General features: G+C 71.9%; 14 protein-coding genes. 9 read left to right on the top strand and 5 right to left on the bottom strand.

What is annotated here, in order from left to right:
* Positions 1–151: 151 nt before the first annotated feature.
* The 4 genes from ACTWO6_RS30045 to ACTWO6_RS30030 form a co-directional block, all read right to left on the bottom strand.
* On the bottom strand, positions 152–1,306 hold the full coding sequence (locus ACTWO6_RS30045; RefSeq protein ID WP_446217043.1) for an IS30 family transposase: 1,155 nt from the start codon (positions 1,304–1,306) through the stop codon (positions 152–154).
* A gap of 243 nt (positions 1,307–1,549) precedes the next feature.
* The gene (locus ACTWO6_RS30040) at positions 1,550–2,047 is read right to left on the bottom strand and encodes a DinB family protein (protein WP_446220820.1); all 498 of its coding nucleotides are present in this window, start codon (positions 2,045–2,047) and stop codon (positions 1,550–1,552) included.
* Between the two features lie 202 nt (positions 2,048–2,249).
* Positions 2,250–2,717: a DUF5134 domain-containing protein gene (locus ACTWO6_RS30035; protein ID WP_446217042.1), complete on the bottom strand. Its 468-nt coding sequence runs from the start codon at positions 2,715–2,717 to the stop codon at positions 2,250–2,252.
* Positions 2,718–2,892: 175 nt separating this feature from the next.
* Positions 2,893–3,651: a DUF899 family protein gene (locus ACTWO6_RS30030; RefSeq protein ID WP_446217041.1), complete on the bottom strand. Its 759-nt coding sequence runs from the start codon at positions 3,649–3,651 to the stop codon at positions 2,893–2,895.
* A 186-nt stretch (positions 3,652–3,837) separates the two neighbouring features.
* Between ACTWO6_RS30030 and ACTWO6_RS30025 the strand changes: the two genes are divergently transcribed.
* The 3 genes from ACTWO6_RS30025 to ACTWO6_RS30015 all read left to right on the top strand — a co-directional run bounded on the left by ACTWO6_RS30025 (position 3,838) and on the right by ACTWO6_RS30015 (position 7,237).
* Positions 3,838–4,485 carry a winged helix-turn-helix transcriptional regulator gene (locus ACTWO6_RS30025; protein WP_446217040.1) on the top strand — a complete coding sequence of 216 codons (648 nt, stop codon included), beginning with the start codon at positions 3,838–3,840 and terminating at the stop codon, positions 4,483–4,485.
* 277 nt (positions 4,486–4,762) lie between these two features.
* A complete protein-coding gene (locus ACTWO6_RS30020; RefSeq protein WP_446217039.1) occupies positions 4,763–4,960 on the top strand; it encodes a hypothetical protein in 198 nt (65 codons plus the stop codon).
* Between the two features lie 117 nt (positions 4,961–5,077).
* Positions 5,078–7,237, top strand: coding sequence for an amylo-alpha-1,6-glucosidase (locus ACTWO6_RS30015; protein WP_446217038.1), 2,160 nt, complete (start codon positions 5,078–5,080; stop codon positions 7,235–7,237).
* A gap of 182 nt (positions 7,238–7,419) precedes the next feature.
* Here the strand turns inward: ACTWO6_RS30015 and ACTWO6_RS30010 are convergent, their stop codons facing one another.
* Positions 7,420–9,828 carry a M28 family peptidase gene (locus ACTWO6_RS30010; RefSeq protein WP_446217037.1) on the bottom strand — a complete coding sequence of 803 codons (2,409 nt, stop codon included), beginning with the start codon at positions 9,826–9,828 and terminating at the stop codon, positions 7,420–7,422.
* A gap of 318 nt (positions 9,829–10,146) precedes the next feature.
* Between ACTWO6_RS30010 and ACTWO6_RS30005 the strand changes: the two genes are divergently transcribed.
* From ACTWO6_RS30005 to ACTWO6_RS29980, 6 genes are all read left to right on the top strand, one after another.
* A complete protein-coding gene (locus tag ACTWO6_RS30005; RefSeq protein WP_446217036.1) occupies positions 10,147–11,364 on the top strand; it encodes a PP2C family protein-serine/threonine phosphatase in 1,218 nt (405 codons plus the stop codon).
* Positions 11,361–13,124 carry a sensor histidine kinase gene (locus ACTWO6_RS30000; RefSeq protein ID WP_446217035.1) on the top strand — a complete coding sequence of 588 codons (1,764 nt, stop codon included), beginning with the start codon at positions 11,361–11,363 and terminating at the stop codon, positions 13,122–13,124. Before ACTWO6_RS30005 ends, ACTWO6_RS30000 begins: the two co-directional genes overlap by 4 nt.
* Positions 13,121–13,573 (top strand): response regulator, encoded by a 453-nt coding sequence (locus tag ACTWO6_RS29995; RefSeq protein ID WP_446217034.1) that lies wholly within the window; start codon positions 13,121–13,123, stop codon positions 13,571–13,573. The genes ACTWO6_RS30000 and ACTWO6_RS29995 overlap by 4 nt, the downstream gene beginning before the upstream one ends.
* Positions 13,566–14,375 (top strand): inositol monophosphatase family protein, encoded by an 810-nt coding sequence (locus tag ACTWO6_RS29990; RefSeq protein WP_446217033.1) that lies wholly within the window; start codon positions 13,566–13,568, stop codon positions 14,373–14,375. The genes ACTWO6_RS29995 and ACTWO6_RS29990 overlap by 8 nt, the downstream gene beginning before the upstream one ends.
* A gap of 265 nt (positions 14,376–14,640) precedes the next feature.
* A complete protein-coding gene (locus ACTWO6_RS29985) occupies positions 14,641–15,606 on the top strand; it encodes a coiled-coil domain-containing protein (RefSeq protein WP_446220819.1) in 966 nt (321 codons plus the stop codon).
* Positions 15,607–15,641: 35 nt separating this feature from the next.
* The gene (locus ACTWO6_RS29980) at positions 15,642–17,195 is read left to right on the top strand and encodes a fused MFS/spermidine synthase (protein ID WP_446217032.1); all 1,554 of its coding nucleotides are present in this window, start codon (positions 15,642–15,644) and stop codon (positions 17,193–17,195) included.
* The last annotated feature ends 43 nt before the right edge of the window (positions 17,196–17,238 follow it).

The following is a 17,238-nucleotide window of genomic DNA, read 5'->3' as shown; positions in this document are numbered from 1 at the left end:
CGGCCGCAGAGCGACAGCGGCCGCGGCCGGCGCGCGCCCAGGCGGCGGCGCGTGCGGCCCGTTGCGGGCCGCCTTGAAGACGTACAGAAACTTTGAACAACTTCGCCGGCAGCCGGCTGTCCGACTCCCGTTGATGGTTGACACGGCGGGTTCAAGGGGTGTGCGCAAGTAGCTCGGCGAGCTTCTCGGATGGTGTCATGAAGCCGAGGGTCTTGCGGGGGCGGGTGTTGAGGCTACGGGCGAAACGAGCGAGGTCGTCGGCGGTGTGGAGCGATAGGTCGGTTCCCTTGGGCATGTACTGGCGGAGAAGGCCGTTGGTGTTCTCGTTCGATCCGCGCTGCCAGGGCTTGTGGGGGTCGCAGAAGTAGACCTGGATGCCGGTGGCTGCGGTGAATTGGGCGTGCTGGGACATCTCCTTGCCTTGATCCCAGGTGATGGTGCGAACCAGCTCGTCGGGCAGGGTGGCGACGGCCTGCCGCATCGCCTGCTCGACGCTGTGGGCGGTGCGGCCTTGGGGTAGGTGCAGCAACAGCAGGAATCTGGTGCTTCGCTCCACGAGGGTGCCCACCGCGGACTTGCTGTCTTTGCCGAGGATCAGATCGCCCTCCCAGTGGCCGGGCACCGCACGATCGTCGGCCTCGGCGGGGCGTTCGCTGATCATGACCATGTTCGGGATCCGGCCGGTGTTCTCGGGCCGCTGGCGGGCGCGGCGCTTGACTCGGCCGGTGCGCAGGCAGCGGGCCAGCTCTCGGCGTAGCTCACCGCGGCCCTGCACGAACAGCGCCTGATAGATGGTTTCGTGGCTCACCCGCATCAGGGGATCGCCGGGGAACTCGATTGGCAAGCGCCGCGAGATCTCCTGCGGTGACCACCAGGCCCGCAGCCACTCGGTCACCTTCCCGGCCAGCCTCGCACAGGCCAGCTTCGGCGTCTTCGGGCGTCGGGCCCGCGCTCGAGCTCGCTGGTGAGCCCGCCATGCGCGGTAGTCATCCCGGCCGCCGTTACCAGCCACTTCGCGTGAGACCGTCGAGGTGGCCTTGCCGAGCCGGGCGGCGATCGACGTGAACGATTCGCCGCCACGAAGGCCGAGACTGATCTCCTCCCGGTCGGCGAGGGTGAGCCGCCCGGGCCCCGGCTGCCAAGAGTCGGATCGCACAGGGCGTTTCGATTCGCGGCGTACGACGGTTCGGACGATCTCATGGGAGCAGCCGACCTGGCGGCCGATCTCCCTCAACGACAGGCCCTTAGCGCTCAGCCGTCGGGCCAGCTGTCGTTGCTCCATCGTCAGATGGGCGGTCATCAACATCTCCCTCGATCGAATCGACGCATTCTCATCGACTCGTCGAGCCCGTTGCACTGACCGGTTGAACCCGCCCACTGCGGCCTCGGTTGACGCTTGACATGATCGCTCCGGCGTCGCATCGAGCGCGCGACTCGCGGCAGATCCGGTTGGCCGTCAGAGTGGTCGCCAGGTCTGACATGGGGGACCGGATTGGCGCAACCAGGGTTCGGCCGCACGGGAGTCGAAATGCGGCGCCAGGCCTACTGGTCAGGTGTTCACCAGCCACTGTTGCCCGTCGATGAGCTCGCGAACCGCGTCGAGGTGTCCGGCGTGGCAGGCGGTCTCGGTGATCACATGGAGCAGGACGTCCCGAAGATTGTGCAGGCGCCACTCACTCCCGGGGAAGGGCCACCAGGCCAAGTCGGCATCGGCAGATGAGGCGGCGATGACGGCATCGGCCAGGGAAGCCTCATGGCGATAGCAGTCAAGGACATCGCCGGCGGGTAGTCCCGGAGCTACCTGCCATGGGCTGTCTTGGCTGCCGACCATGTCGATGACCTCCGGGTCGCCGGCCACAACAGCGCGGAAATACAAACGCTCCACCGACAGCGTGAGGTGCTGCAGCATCCCCAGGCAGCTCCACCCAGAGGGCAGCACGGGGCGCCGCAGCGCCTCATCGCTCAGTCCTTCCACGGCACCCAGCACGTGGTTTCGCTGCCTCTGGAGGCACTGCATCAACGCGGTGATCTCGGCGTCGACTGCCACCGTCAAGTCTGAACCTCCCTAACACGACACTTCTTCGCAGGGCCGAATGCAACCTTGCGGATACGTACCCGCCGACTTTCCGTGACGACTGGCGTGCCAGTTATCCGCTTCTGTCGAAGAGTGGATGCCCGATCTTGGCATGTTCCTGTTGATCTCAACCGAAGTTCACCCGGCGACGAGCATCCCGCCTGGCGCCCATCGTTTACGCCATCGCGAGCAGGGCGATGCCCATACCCGCGCTCATCACGCCGTGGCACAGTGCCGACCAGTCCAGCGGACACGCCACCGCGTCCGTCGTCGCCGTGGACAGTCCACCGATGCGCATCCCGCGGCCAACCCACCAGAATGCGGCGAGTACCAGGTACCCCCCGAGCAGCGCACTGGCCCATCCGGCGCATCCGACCGGCGCATGACCCATCCTGGCCATGTCCATACCACTGTGACCGCCGGCGGAGGCGTCCCCCGGTGCCGAGGCACCCATCCACACCATGGTCCCTGTCGCGGTGGCGAAGAAAACCGGGAGGGCACGACCGCGCGGCGTCCACACCGCCCGCACCGCGAACCACCCCGTCGACATCATGAAAATGACAATCCAGGCTGCTGCCGGGACCGCCGCGCCCCACGGCCAGATCATCGCGATCATCGATAGGCCCATGACCAGGTGCAACATCTCGGAGAGTCGATGCTCCGCCACCGGACAGAGCCACGCAGCGGGTGGGCGAAGGCACCGGAGCAGGTGAAAGGCGGCCGCCCCTCCGAACGCCACTGTCAGCAGCCATCGGAGGAGGGCAATGTCGATCATCGGCCCCACGAACGGTGGCGGGGCCTCCGGCAGGCGCCGAACCTCAGTGGCAGCAATGGTGCTCGCTGCCGGTGGGCGCGGTGGCGCCCAGGTTGTCGTCACGGCCGGCGGCGAGGCGCGACCACTGTGATGTGGGCCGCCCGTCGAGCCGGAACTGGTCGCCGTCGGTCCGGAAGCGCTGCGGCCAGCCTTCCGGCGAGTCCTCCCAGTCCTCCTGGCGGCCGTAGACGGTCATGTCGAGCAGGCCGTACGACGGCGCCATCGCCTCGACGCCCCGCCCGGTGGTCCAGTAGGTCTCGAACACCCGGTCGCCCTGGCGCAGGTAGCACGCCTTCATCCCGAACGCGCGTCCGGCGACTAGGGAGTCGAGCGACTCCGCGGGCACGGAGTACCAGGGCGCCTCCCAGCCCATGAAGTCGCGGTAGCGCGAGCTCTCCTCGAACGGCCCCTGACAGAAGACCGCGAACGTGACGTCGCGCGAGTGCAGGTAGGACAGCTCGAGCACCTGGCCGGTGAAGAACGTGCAGCCCTCGCACTGGTCGGCGGCCGGGCTGCCGGTGTGCCACATGTGGTACGACGCGAACAGCTGGGTCCTTCCCTCGAAGACGTCGAGCAGGGGCACCGGGCCGTCGGCACCGACCAGGGGGGTGGTCGGGTCGACCTCGACCATCGGCAGCCGCCGGCGGGCCGCGGCGATGGCGTCGCCCTCACGCGTGTGTGCCTTCTCGCGGAGCCGGAGCTCGTCGAGTTGCTTCTGCCAGGTCTCGCGGTCGGTGAGCGGGGGTGTCGCTGGCGTGGTCATGGGTTCCTCCTCGGGCTCGATCGCTATGAGGCTAATAGTGGCTGCTAGGATCAAGCAAGTATGATTCTTGGACTCACCAGTGTGACGAACGGGCGGCGCGGTTCCGGACAAGGCGTAGGGAGGTTTTCGGTGCCGACTCAGCGGGGTTATCGGCAGGCGTGCGGCGTTGCTCGCGGCCTCGACATCGTGGGAGAGCGGTGGGCGCTGCTCGTGGTGCGCGAGCTGCTGCTCGGGCCGAAACGGTTCACCGACCTCCAGCAGGCGCTCCCGACCGCCAGCCCGAACGCGCTGTCCGACCGGCTGCGCGAGCTGGCCGACGCGGGCGTCGTACGCCGCCGGCAGCTGGCACCGCCGGCCAACGTGCGGGTCTACGAGCTGACCGCATGGGGTCGCGGCCTCGAGCCGATCGTGGTCGCGCTTGGCACCTGGGCGCTGGCCGCCCCGCCCACCGCGGAACAGCTCTTCCTGAGCGCGGACAGCGCCATGCTGAGCATCCGCACCTTCTTCGTGCCGACGCCGGAGCGGCCCGAGGCGACGCTCCGGATCGAACTGCGCGACCACGGTCCCGCTGGGGTGTTCGGCGTCCGCCTCACGTCGACCGGCGCCGAGGTCGCCCACGAGCCGCCCGAGGAGCCGGGCGCCGTCCTGGTCACCACGACGGATGCCCTCGTCGCCGCCTTCGGCAGCGACGACCTGGCCGGGCTCGTAGCGGCCGGCGCCGTCATCATTGGCGATCCCGAGGTCGTACGCCGTCTCGTCGCGAGCGTGCGCGTCCCGGCCCCCACAGATCAGCACTCAAACGGCGCCCCGGTCAAGAGTGGGGCGGGCGGATAGCCACCAGAGACTGTCCGAGGTGATCTAATGCCGCGTCAGGTCGGGTCCACCCTGCTTTGGTCGACACTCCGGTCCGGCGTCGACCAAGGTCACGTGCACTGATCTGCCGCTGACCGCGCGCCTCTGGCGGACTGTCGAGTCCGCCCCGGCGTCCGGCTGGGTCGTAACGCGGTGTAACAGCGGCAGCCCGTCGCGCGGGAACCCGTCGCGCGTCAAGTGGAGCCCGAAACGCCGGCAGCCAGCCGTATCGAACGTCTGTTCGACTAGGCTGCTGTGGGTGGAGGTACGCGGTCGCTGGTGGAACGGGGCATGGGGCCGCATGGCCCGGCGGGACATCTGGCTGGTCTCCAACGGCCGGCTCTGGCGGGTCCGTGGCCGCCTCGGTGGCGACGGAGGCCAGGAGGTCTCCTACGACTTCCCGGACGAAGCATCCGCCCGGTCGATGGTCGACCGAATGATGAAGACCTCGGGATGACTTGCGTATGCCCGGGAACGCTGGCTCGGAATGACAGGTCCTGACAGCGGCTCGGCAGCGGTCTTCCGCTGCAAGCGACGCTCGGCATGGGCGGACCGACGACGTGAGGAGGTCTGGGTGACCGCGACATCACGGCGGCCGACGCCCGCCGACCCGATGCCGGACGCACCGACGCGGCCGGGGGTGTCCAGCGGCGCCTGCCGAGACCTGCCGCCGGAGTTGGGGCAGGACGCCGTCGGCGTGCTGGAGGGTCGCACGTTCATGTTCTCCGACGCCCGCGGAGACGTGCCGAGGGGCTCCATCGGCGGCCTGGTGCACGACGACACCCGGTTCCTCAACCAGTGGGAACTGACGATCGACGACGCGCCGCTGCTGGTGCTCTCCTCGGGAACCGTCGACGCCTACTCGGCGGCGTTCTTCCTGGCCAACTCCGACCTGCCCCACCTGCCCGCCAACCGGGTGGGTGTACGACGGCAGCGCTTCGTCGGCGACGGCCTCTACGAACGCGTCGAGCTGCGGTACTTCGGCGTCGAGCCCGTGTCGATCCGCCTGCGTGTGGCGGTCGGGACGGATTTCGCCGACCTGTTCGAGATCAAGGAGTCGGGCCGCGACCGTGCCATGGACATCATCCGTCAGCACGAACTGGACGGCTCGGCACTCGGGTTCGGGTATCGCAACGGCAGCTATGCGGCGTCGGTACGCGTCGAGGCCGACCCGCCGGCCGACCTGGTGGACGGGGACGCCCTGGTGTGGGATGTGTGTCTCGAGCGGGGGCAGCAGTGGTCCTGCGAGTTGCAGGTTCCGCTGCGCTGCGGCGAGGAAGACTACCGACCGGCGGTCCGCGGGTTCGGCGAGGCGTTCGATCACGGGCCGGAGGACCCGTCGACCCGGTGGGCTACGGAGAAGCCGCATCTGCACGCGGACGTCGATCTGCTCCGCGACGTCTACCACAGGTCGGCGGTCGATCTGGTGTCCATGCGGATCGAGAAGACCATCGCCGGCGAGCCGGTCATCCTCCTTGCCGCGGGCCTGCCGTGGTTCCTGACCACCTTCGGTCGCGACACGGTGATCACCGCCTACCAGACCATGACCTGCGGCCCTGACGTCGCCCGTGGCGCCCTGATCGTGCTGGCGACGCACCAGGCGAAAGGGTTCAACGACTTCACCGACGAGGAACCTGGCAAAATCTTCCACGAGTATCGCTCGGGTGAGCTGACCCAGCTCGGGCTCAAGCCTTACCACCCGTACTACGGCAGTGCCGACACCACCGCGCTCTGGCTCATCCTGCTCTCGGAGTACTGGCGGTGGACCAGGGACGCCGACCTCGTGCGCCGGTTGCGCGGCAACGCCGAGGCCGCGCTGCGGTGGATCGACCGTTACGGCGACCGCGATGGCGACGGATACGTCGAGTACGCCACCCGCTCCACGCAGGGCCTAGGCAACCAGTGCTGGCGGGACTCCCCCGACGGCGTGCAGTACGCCGACGGGCGGATACCCGTCCTACCGATCGCCACCTGTGAGATGCAGGGCTACACCTACGACGCGAAACTGCGCATGGCCGAGCTCGCCGAGGGACCGTGGCAGGACCCGGCCATGGCCCAGCGACTACGCGCCGATGCCGCGCGGCTGTGCGAACAGTTCAACCGGGACTACTGGATCCCCGAGCGGGGCGGCTACTACGCCGTCGGCCTCGACGGCGACAAACGGCCGATCGACTCGATGACCTCCAACATGGGTCATCTGCTCTGGAGTGGGATAGTGCCCGAGGAACGCGCCGGACAGCTCGCGCGACACCTGATGTCTCCCGAGCTGTTCTCCGGGTGGGGGGTACGCACCCTGTCCACCGCCGATGTCGGCTACAACCCGATCGGCTATCACGTCGGCACGGTCTGGCCGCACGACAACTCGATCATCGCCGCCGGGCTGGCCCGCTACGGTCACCGCGACGAGGCCAACCGGATCGCGATGGCGATGCTGGAAGCATCCCGGCACTCCGAGCACCGGCTGCCCGAGGCGTTCTCCGGCTACGACCGGTCCTTCGGCCGTCAGCCCGTGCCGTACCCGACCGCCTGCAACCCCCAGGCCTGGGCCAGCGGGGCGCCTCTGCTGTTCCTGCGCACGATGCTCGGCCTCGAACCGCGGGAGGGCGAACTCGTCGCCGACGCTCACGTCCCCGACGAACTCGGACGGATCCGCCTGCACCACGTAGCGGCGCTCGGGCGACGGTGGAACGTCGAAGCCGCCGGTTCCGAGTGCATGGTCGCCCCCGTCGACTAGGTGTTCCGCCCAGACAGACGGCTTCGTCTTTGCGTCATGTTGGCAAAGGCCCCAGCGTTCGAACGCCCGGCCGCCCGGCCCCCTGTCGCCCTACCTCGCGATCTTGCACTTGGTGCCCCCGTTCTGTGTTGTTTGTGCCTTTTGCCGGGGCCGCAAGCGCAAGATCGCGAGGAAGGGGTGGGTTAGAGCGGGTAGGTGCGGGCGACCGCGAGCATCTCGGAGGTGTGCGAGCCGACGATGCCGACGTCGGCGGGGCGGGGGCGGAAGCCGGGTACGCCGGCCAGGCCGTCGCTGGCGTCCATCGCGCGCAGCGTCACCCGCTCGGCCTTCGGGGTCAGGGTCAGCGTCACCTCGACGCCCTCCGGCGGCGGGGCGTGGAAGACGATCCCGAAGCCCCACCGGCCGTCGCGGGCCTTGACCGGCACGTCCCGCCCGGCCACGGTCGCCGACCGTACCGTCGCGGTGGACGTGTCGACGTGCAGCGTGGCCAGGCGGACCGGGCGCTGCGGGGTGAGCCGCAGGCGCAGGACCCGCTGGTCGCCCGAGCGGGTGTCGGAGAGCACCTCCACCTTCGGCGCGGGCAGGTTCGCCGCCTGCGCGGGCCCGGCCAGCAGCTCGGCGTCGCCCAGCCCCGGGAAGTCGTCCGCCACGGCGGCCTTGCCGTCGACGTAGCCATCGGTCCACGGCTGCGGGTCCTCCTCGTGGCTGAGCCACTGCGCCTTCCCGGTGCCGGCGTCCAAGGCGTACATGAGGTGGGTGGGGACCGGGTGGGCGGCGTCGAAGCGGTCCACGGCGAGGCCGACCCCGGCCAGCACCACGGCGGCGAGCGCGGCGGCGGTGGCCGGCAGCGGGCCCAGCCGGCGGGCCCGTAGCGCGACCAGGCCGCGCTGCCCGCCGGCCTGCGGGTGCAGCAGGTCCACCACCGGCAGCGCGACCAGCCCGAGCAGCACCGCGAAGAGCGCGGCGACCCCGCCCATCGCCATGCCGAGCGCGGGGAAGAGCAGCACCACGGTGGGCAGCAGGATCACCACGCCGACCGCGCCGGCCAGGGTCACCGCGAGCACCGGCCAGGGGCCGTCGAGCCGGGTGGCCAGCGCCGCCAGGCCGGCGAGCGCGCCGGCCAGCGCGGGCAGGGTCGCCAGGTACGCCCCACCCGGCACCAGCACGGCCAGCAGCACCCCGAGCAGGGCCAGCCAGGCCAGCCCGCCGAACGCCAGGGCGGCCGGGCCGGCCCAGCGGCGGGTCAGCGCGTACCAGGCGAGGAGGATCGCGGCGGCGAGCGCCACCACGGCGAGCCGGTACCAGGTCGGCCGGTAAGGGTCGAGCAGCTCGGCGTAGCCGGGGCGGAGCGTGGTGATCCCGGCCCAGAGCAGCGAGGCGCCCAGCGGGGCGGCCACGATCGGCGCCAGCGCCAGCCCGAAGCCGGCGGCGAGCCGGCCGGCGGTGGCCCGGCCCCGCCGGCGCAGCAGCCAGCCGAGCACGCCGACCGCGGCCACCGCCAGCAGCGCCAGCGGGAGGGTCAGCCAGCCGGGGTAGCGGACCAGCCCGCCCGGCACCGGGAAGTAGGTGGCGTCGTGGCCGGAGCGCAGCGCCTTCAGATCGGTCCGGCCGAACTCCCGGGCCAGCCCGAGCGCGTTGTCGCCGTGCTGCTGGAGGCTGCCCCGGTCCATCGCCGCCGGGGTGTCCAGCGGCGTGTGGTAGACCGCGCCCCCGTCGATGTACGCCGAGTTCAGCCCGGCGAACTTCCGGTCGGCGAAGGCGGTGAAGTCGGTGTCGTTCGGCAGCGCCCGGTAGATCTCCACCGCGAACGAGGTGCCCACCGGGTGCGGGGCGGCCCGGCCGAAGAGGTCCACCAGCTTCGCGTTGTTCCGGGACGTCTCGAACATGATCACCGGCCCGGTCGAGCCGCGCGCCTCCAGGTTGAGCACCACCCCGCCGTCGGCGGCCAGCGGGTGGCTCGACGCGAACGCCGAGGCCCCGCAGAGGCAGGCCTCCTCGGCGTCGGTGAGCACGAAGACGACGTCGTTGCGCGGCCGGGGACCGGCGGTCAGCGCCCGGGCCACCTCCAGGATGGTGGAGGTGCCGGCGGCGTCGTCGTTGCCGCCCGGCCCGGACTGCACCGAGTCGTAGTGGGCGACCAGGAAGACCCGGCCGGTCGGGTCGGTGCCGGGCAGCCGGGCCACCACGTTGCGGACCCGGGCCAGGGTGGCCCCGCCCGCGGCCCCACTGAGCTGGCCCGCCTCCGGGGCGACGGTGTCCTGCACCTCGGTCTCCAGGCCGAGGCCGCGCAGGACCCCCACGAGGTGCTCGCGGACCTGGTCGTTGGCCGGGCTGCCGGCGACGTGCGGCCGGGCCGCGACGACCTGCACGTTCCGGTACGCCCGTTCGGCGCTGAAGTCGGAGGCCGGCGCGTCCGCCGGGCGGGGCGTCGGGGTACGCAGGTCGACCAGGACGCCGGCGCCGACGGCGAGCAGCGCGGCGAGCGCGGCGACGGCGGCGAGCGGCCGGCGGCGGGGCCGGGCCAGCGCCCGGTCTGCGGGGCGGGGCCGGGCCGGCGTCCGGCCGGCGGGGCGGGTGAGGGGTGCGCCCACGGGAACTCCTCGGGGGTGGGGCCAGGGGTGGGATCATCCTGCACCCACCGGCCCCGATCGGGACTCCCGCCCACCGGGGACCGGTGGAGGAGCGGCGCGCGGGAGAGGCCGCGATCCCGCGGCGTAACATCTGCCGTCCGCTTTGTCGCTATGCGGGTGGTGAGCCGGCTCGGGCCGCCCGTGCGCCCGTGCCGACGCCGCCGTGTTGTGTGCGACCGTTGTCTAATACAGGATCAGCAGGGCACTCGGAAGGAGCCCGACATCACCAGCGAACTCCCGCGCCTCGCGGCGGTGACCCGGCCGCATCGGGGAGTCGGCATGGCCGGCTCCTCCGTCGTGCCGTACCCGCACGGCGGCCTGGCGCGGCACGCCAACCTGCCGCCCGGTGAGCGGCTGCGGGTTCTGCTGGTCGAGGACGACGAGGGCGACGCCTTCCTGGTCAGCGAGCTGCTCGCCGAGACCAACTCGATGATCGACCTGCTGACCGCCACGAGCCTGAGCGAGGCCCGGCAGCGGGTGATGGGCGTCGACTGCGTCCTGCTCGACCTCGGACTGCCCGACGCGCAGGGGCTGGACGGGCTGCGCCAGGTGCTGGAGATGTCCACCGGCGCCGCGGTCTGTGTGCTGACCGGCCGCTCCGACGAGCACCTGGGCATCGTCGCGGTGGCCGAGGGCGCCCAGGACTACCTGGTGAAGGGGCAGGTCGACGGGGTCCTGCTGACCCGGGCGCTGCGCTACGCCGTGGAACGCAAGCGGGCCGACGAGAACGCCCGCCGGCTCCGCGAGGTGGAGCTGCGCCAGGCCGAGTCCGCCCGCCTGGAGCGGGGCCTGCTGCCCCAGCCGCTGATGACCACCGACCAGGTGTCGGTGCACACGTTCTACCGCCCCGGCCGGCACGCCGCCCTGATCGGCGGCGACTTCTACGACGTGGTGCAGACCCGGCCGGACCGGATCGGCCTGATCGTCGGCGACGTCTGCGGGCACGGCGTGGACGAGGCGGCCCTCGGCGTCGAGCTGCGGGTGGCCTGGCGGGCCCTGGTCCTTGCCGGGGTGCCGGACGACGAGGTGCTGCCCGCCCTGGAGCAGGTGCTGATGAGCGAGCGCCGGCTCCAGGAGATCTTCGCCACGGTGGCGACCGTCCGGCTCGACCTGGCCGCCAACCGGGCCACCGTACGACTCGCCGGTCATCCGCCGCCGCTGCTGCTCAGCGGGGGTAAGGTCGCGCCGGTGCCGGCCAAGAATGGTCTGCTGCTCGGCGTACGACCACGCCGGCCCGTTGCGTTCGATCTGGAGTTCGACACCGATGACTGGTCCCTGCTGATGTACACCGACGGCCTGATCGAGGGTCGGGTGGACAGCGGTGACGACCGGCTGGACGTGCCGGGGCTGACCGAACTGCTCGCCGAACCGGCCAACCGGGCGGTGCCCCTGGCCGAGCTGCCGGCCTGGCTGGTCGGCCGCGCCGAGCAGCTCAACGGTGGCCCGCTCGCCGACGACGTGGCCATGCTGCTGGTCACCCGCGGCGGTGGCCGGTGAACTCGTACCAGCAGGGCTGGACGCTGCGCCGCCGGGTGGTCGCGCTGCTCACGGTGGTCCTGGTGCTGCTGCTCGGGCTGGCCGCCGCCGAGGCGGTGGTCGCCGCGAAGAACCGGCAGAACATCGACGCCGTCCTGGTCAGGACCGGCCCCCTCCGGGTGCAGGGCCAGGAGCTGCTGAGCGCGCTGCTCGACCAGGAGACCGCCGTCCGCGGGTACGCGGTGAACGGCGACCGCAAGGACCTGGCCCCGTACGAGGCGGGTCAGCAGCGGGAGCGGGCCACCGTCACCGCGATGGAGAAGCTGGCCGCCGACTATCCGGGCGTGCTGCGCGAGCTGCGGGTCGTCGAGGAGCAGGCGGCGCGGTGGCGGTCGGGCGTGGCCGAGCCGGTGATCACCACGACCGAGCGCAGCGGCCCGGCCGCCGGGCAGGCGCTGATCACCGACCAGACCCGGCAGCAGTTCGACGGAATCCGCGCCGCGGTGGGCCAGCTCCAGGACGAGATCCTGATCGTCCGGCAGCAGACCGCCGACAAGGTCACCCGGACCGGCAACGTGCTGGTCGTCCTGCTGATCATCGCGGCCCTGGTGGTGGCGGTGGCGGGCGTGGTCATGGTGCTCTCCCTGGACCGGATCCTGATCCGGCCGCTGGCCGGGCTGGTGGGCCAGGTGCGGGAGGTCGCCGCGGGCGACTACGAGCACCACATCACCGGTGCCGGGCCGCCGGAGTTCCGCCGGCTCGCCGACGACATCGACGGGATGCGGCAGAAGATCGCCCGCGAGCTGGCCGAGGTGCGCGAAGCCCGGGAGCGCATCGAGTGGGTCAACAGCCAGCTCCAGAAGCAGGCCGAGGAGCTCACCCGGTCCAACCGTGACCTGGAGCAGTTCGCGTACGTCGCCTCGCACGACCTCCAGGAGCCGCTGCGCAAGGTGGCGAGCTTCTGCCAGCTCCTCCAGCGCCGCTACGCCGGCCAGCTCGACGAGCGGGCCGACCAGTACATCGCCTTCGCGGTCGACGGCGCGCAGCGGATGCAGCGCCTGATCAACGACCTGCTGGCGTTCTCCCGGATCGGCCGCCTCACCACCGGTTTCACCGAGGTCGACCTGAACAAGGTGATGGGCGACGTGGCCGGCCAGACAGAGGCCGCCCGGCAGTACGCCGGCGCCGAGCTGACCTGGGGCGAGTTGCCGGTGATCCGCGGCGAGGAGCCGCTGCTGACCAACCTGCTGGCCAACCTCGTCAGCAACTCGATCAAGTTCCGCCGCCCGGACGTGCCGCCGAAGGTGCACGTCTCGGCCCGGCTGGTCGACGACGAGTGGGAGATCACCTGCCAGGACAACGGCATCGGGATCGAGCCGGAGTTCGCCGACAAGATCTTCATGATCTTCCAGCGGCTGCACGCCAAGGACGCGTACCCGGGCACCGGCATCGGCCTGGCCATCGTCAAGAAGATCGCGGAATACCACGGCGGCCGGGTCTGGGTGGACACCGGCACCGAGGAGGGCACGGCGATCCGCTTCACCCTCCCCGCCCTCCCCGAGGACGTCGAGGCGGCGAAGGCGGTGACCGCGGCGGACGCGGCGGACGGGACGGCGGTCGACGCGGAGTCGACCGGGGACGAGACGGTGACCGGTGACGGCGCCGACGCCGCCGGGGACGCGCCGGTCGGTCGGCAGCCGGGCGGGTCGGAGCGCGAAGACGCGCCCGACGGGACGGCCGGACACGGTACAACGGGTGGCATGAGGGAGACGGTGGGATGACCGTGCCGGCAGACGGCAAGAGCCCGATCGAGGTCCTGCTGGTCGAGGACGACCCGGGCGACGTGCTGATGACCCAGGAGGCGTTCGAGGAGCACAAGCTCCGCAACCGGCTGACCGTCGTCTCCGACGGCGCCGAGGCCCTGGCCTACCTGCGGCGCGAGGGCCAGTACGCGGACGCGCCGACTCCCGACCTGATCCTGCTCGACCTCAACCTGCCCCGCCGGGACGGCCGGGAGGTGCTCGCGGAGATCAAGAAGGACGAGCAGCTCTGCCGGATCCCGGTCGTGGTGCTCACCACCTCGCAGGCCGACGAGGACATCCTGAGCAGCTACCAGCTGCACGCCAACGCCTACGTGACCAAGCCGGTGGACTTCGAGCGCTTCATCTCGGTGGTCCGCCAGATCGACGAGTTCTTCGTCAGCGTGGTCAAGCTGCCGCCGCGTGGCTGACCCGCTGCTCGACGACGTCGGCGAACTGCTGCGGGAGGCCGCGGCGAAGGTCGTGGTGCCGCTGTTCCGCCGGCTCGACGACGCCGACATCGCCGAGAAGGCCCCCGGCGAGGTGGTCACCGTCGCCGACCGGCGGGCCGAGGAGCTGATCTCCGCCGGGCTGCGACGGCTGCGCCCCGGCTCGATGGTGGTCGGCGAGGAGGCCGTCGCGGACGACCCGGGGCTGCTGCGGCACCTGCGCGGCGCCGGTGACGTCTGGCTGGTCGACCCGGTCGACGGCACCTCCAACTTCGCTGCCGGCCGGCGGCCGTTCGCGCTGATGGTGGCGCTGCTGACCGACGGCGAGCAGGTCGCCTCCTGGGTGTACGACCCGCTGGCCGGCAACCTCGCCACCGCCCGGGCCGGGGAGGGCGCGTACCTGGACGGGCTGCCGGTGCGGACGACCGGCGCGGTGCCGGCGGTCGGCGCGCTGCGCGGCACCGCGATGACCCGGTTCCTGCCGCCCGACGCCCGGCGGACCGCCGAGGCGGGTGGCCGGCGGATCGGCGAGCTGCTCCCCGGTCAGCACTGCGCCGGCCGGGAGTACCTCGACATGCTCACCGGGGAGCAGCAGTTCGTGCTCTTCTGGCGGACCCTGCCGTGGGACCACGCGCCGGGCACCCTGCTGGTCCGGGCGGCCGGCGGGGTGGCCCGCCGCTTCGACGGCGCGGAGTACGACCCGGCCGACGACGGCCGGGGCCTGCTGGTGGCGGTGAGCGAAGAGGTGTGGGCCGAGGTTCGGGCCGCGCTGCTCGACGGCTGAGCGGCGCTCCGCGACGGCGTCGGCACACTCCGTCGATGATCTGCGTCGTCCGAGGTCGGGGGCCTGGCGCGCCCGCCCCGGTCCGGTATCGTGACCGGCGGTCTCCGCCAGCAGGCCGCCGCCCGGCGCCGGTGGAGCCGCCGCCGCGCAGTGGGTCAACCGGGGGGCCGGCGGTCGATGGAAGGACGCTTTCGTGCCCAGGACCAGGCTCATCCGGCGGCGCGTCCGCCGGCCGTTGCTCGCCCTGCTCGCCGCGACGGCGCTGCTGCTCGGCGCCGGCCTGGCCCCGGCCGGGGTCGCCGCGGCCGCGCCGACCCCGGGCGCCCCCGACGAGGGCGGCAGCAAGCAGCTCCGCGCGGCGCTCGACGCTGCCGCGCGGGGTCACATCGAGGCGAAGGCCCGGCTCGACAACTCGAAGCGCCGACAGGTGGCGCTGACCGGGCAGCTCAAGCAGGTCGAGCTGCGCCTGGTCGAGCTCAACTCGCAGGTCGGCGAGGTGGCCGCGCAGTCGTACCGGCTGGGTCGGCTGACCCCGGTGTCGATGCTGCTCGCCAGCTCCGACCCGAACGCGTTCCTCAAGCGGGCCGCCGAGCTGGACGTGATGGCCCAGCGGGACAGCAAGCGGCTGCGCGCGTTCACCGAGGCCAGGGCCGCGGCCGCCAAGGCCAAGGCGGCGATCGACATCGAGGTGCGCGAGCAGCAGAAGCAGCTCGCGGTGCTGGCGAAGAAGAAGCGGGACGCCGAGATCGCGCTGGCCAAGGTGAGCTCGGGTAGCAGCTCCGGGTTCAGCGGCGGCTCGACCTCCGCCAAGCCGGCCCCGCGCAACCCGGACGGCTCCTGGCCGTCGGAGTCCTGCTCCGTCAACGACCCGACCACCTCCGGCTGCATCACCCCGCGCACCCTGCACGCGCTCCAGCAGGCCCAGGCGGCCGGCTACAAGCGGTACGTCTCCTGCTTCCGCAGCGGCGGCGACGGCGAGCACCCGAAGGGCCGCGCCTGCGACTTCTCCGCCGCCACCGGCGGCTTCGAGGACGTCTCGGCGACCGGTGGGGACAAGGCGTACGGGGACAGCCTGGCCAACTACTTCAAGAACAACGCGAGCCGGCTCGGCGTGATGTACGTGATCTGGTATCGGCAGATCTGGATGCCGAACACCGGCTGGCGGTCGTACAGCGGGGGCGGCAGTCCCGCCGCCGACCACACAAACCATGTTCATCTTTCGATGTACTGACCCGGTCTCCGGGAAGGCTGCGTAGCATCGCGACGGTGAGCAGCTCATCGTCCGACGTCGCGGTGGAGTCCGCGCCGACCGCGCCGACGCCGCCCCGGGCCCTGCCGAACGGGCTCGCCGCCTTCCTGGTGTTCCTCTCCAGCGGGGCCGTGCTGGTCCTGGAGACCGTCTCGCTCCGCCTGGTCGGCCCGTACGTGGGGATCACCCTCCAGGTGACCAGCTCGGTGATCGGCATGGCGCTGGGCGCCATCGCGTACGGGGCGTGGATGGGCGGGTTCCTGGCCGACCGGCGGGACCCGCGTACCCTGCTGGCCCCGGCCCTGGTGCTGGCCGGCATCGCCACCGCGATCACCCTCCCCGTCGTCCGGTACGCCGGTGAGGCGTTGCGCGGCGGCGCGGCGAGCGCCGTGCTGCTGCTCACCGCACTGGCGGTGCTGCTGCCGGCGGCGCTGCTCGCCGGGGTGACCCCGCTGGTGGTCAAGCTTCAGCTCGCCGACCTGCGCCGCACCGGGCAGGTGGTCGGGCGGCTCTCCGGCATCGGCACGCTGGGCGGGATCACCGCCACCATGGGCACCGGCTTCGTACTGGTGGCGGCGCTGCCCAGCACGGTGATCGTGCTGGCGCTGGCGGCGCTGCTCGGGGCCACCGGGCTGGCGCTCGGGGCGTACCTGCGGCGGCAGGCGGGGACCGGGCTGCCCGGTCCGGCCCGGGCGAAGGCCGCCCTGGCGGTGCTCGGCCTGGCCGGCGCCGGCCTCGCCACGGTCGCCCCGAACCCGTGCGACGTGGAGACCGCGTACCACTGCGCGAGGGTCGAGGTGGACCCGCAGTGGACGCAGGGGCGGACGCTCTACCTCAACTCCGCCGAGCACTCGTACGTGGACCTGGCCGATCCGACGCACCTGAAGTACGCGTACACGCAGTGGATGGGCCTGGTGGCCGACGCGGCGGCGCCGAAGGGGCAGCGGCTGGACGCCCTGCACCTGGGCGGCGGTGGCTTCACCATGCCGCGCTACCTGACCGCGACCCGGCCGGGCACCGCCAACCTGGTGTTCGAGATCGACGGCGGCCTGCTCGAGCTGGACCGGCGCAAGCTGGGTGTGCGCACCGGCCCGGAGCTGCGCGCGGCGGTCGGTGACGCCCGGGTGCTGCTCGACGCCGAGCCGACCGACAGCCGGGACCTGATCGTCGGTGACGCCTTCGGCCACCTGGTGGTGCCCTGGCACCTGGCGACCCGGGAGATGGCCGCCGAGATCCGCCGCGTGCTCCGGCCGGGCGGGATCTATGTGCAGAACGTCATCGACCTCCCGCCGGACCGGTTCATCCGCGCCGAGCTGGCCACCGTGGCCGCCGAGTTCCGGCACGTCGCGCTGGTCGCCCCGCCGGGCGCGGTCGCCGGCCGGTACGGCTCGAACTTCCTGATCGTCGGCTCGGACGCGCCGCTGCCGCTGACCCGGATCCAGCTCGGGCTGCGCACCCTGCCCGAGCAGGCGAGCCTGCTGCACGACGACGAGTTGACCGCCTACGTCGGGGACGCGCTGGTGCTGACCGACGACTACGCCCCGGTGGACCAACTGCTCGCTACCGCCTGATCGGGTGACTTTCCTGACCGATTCCGACTCTTCAGGTGTAGGT

Source organism: Micromonospora sp. IBHARD004 (genome assembly GCF_052814115.1).
The sequence above is the reverse complement of the archived record's forward strand: the minus strand, read 5'-3'. Positions and strand labels throughout refer to the sequence as shown.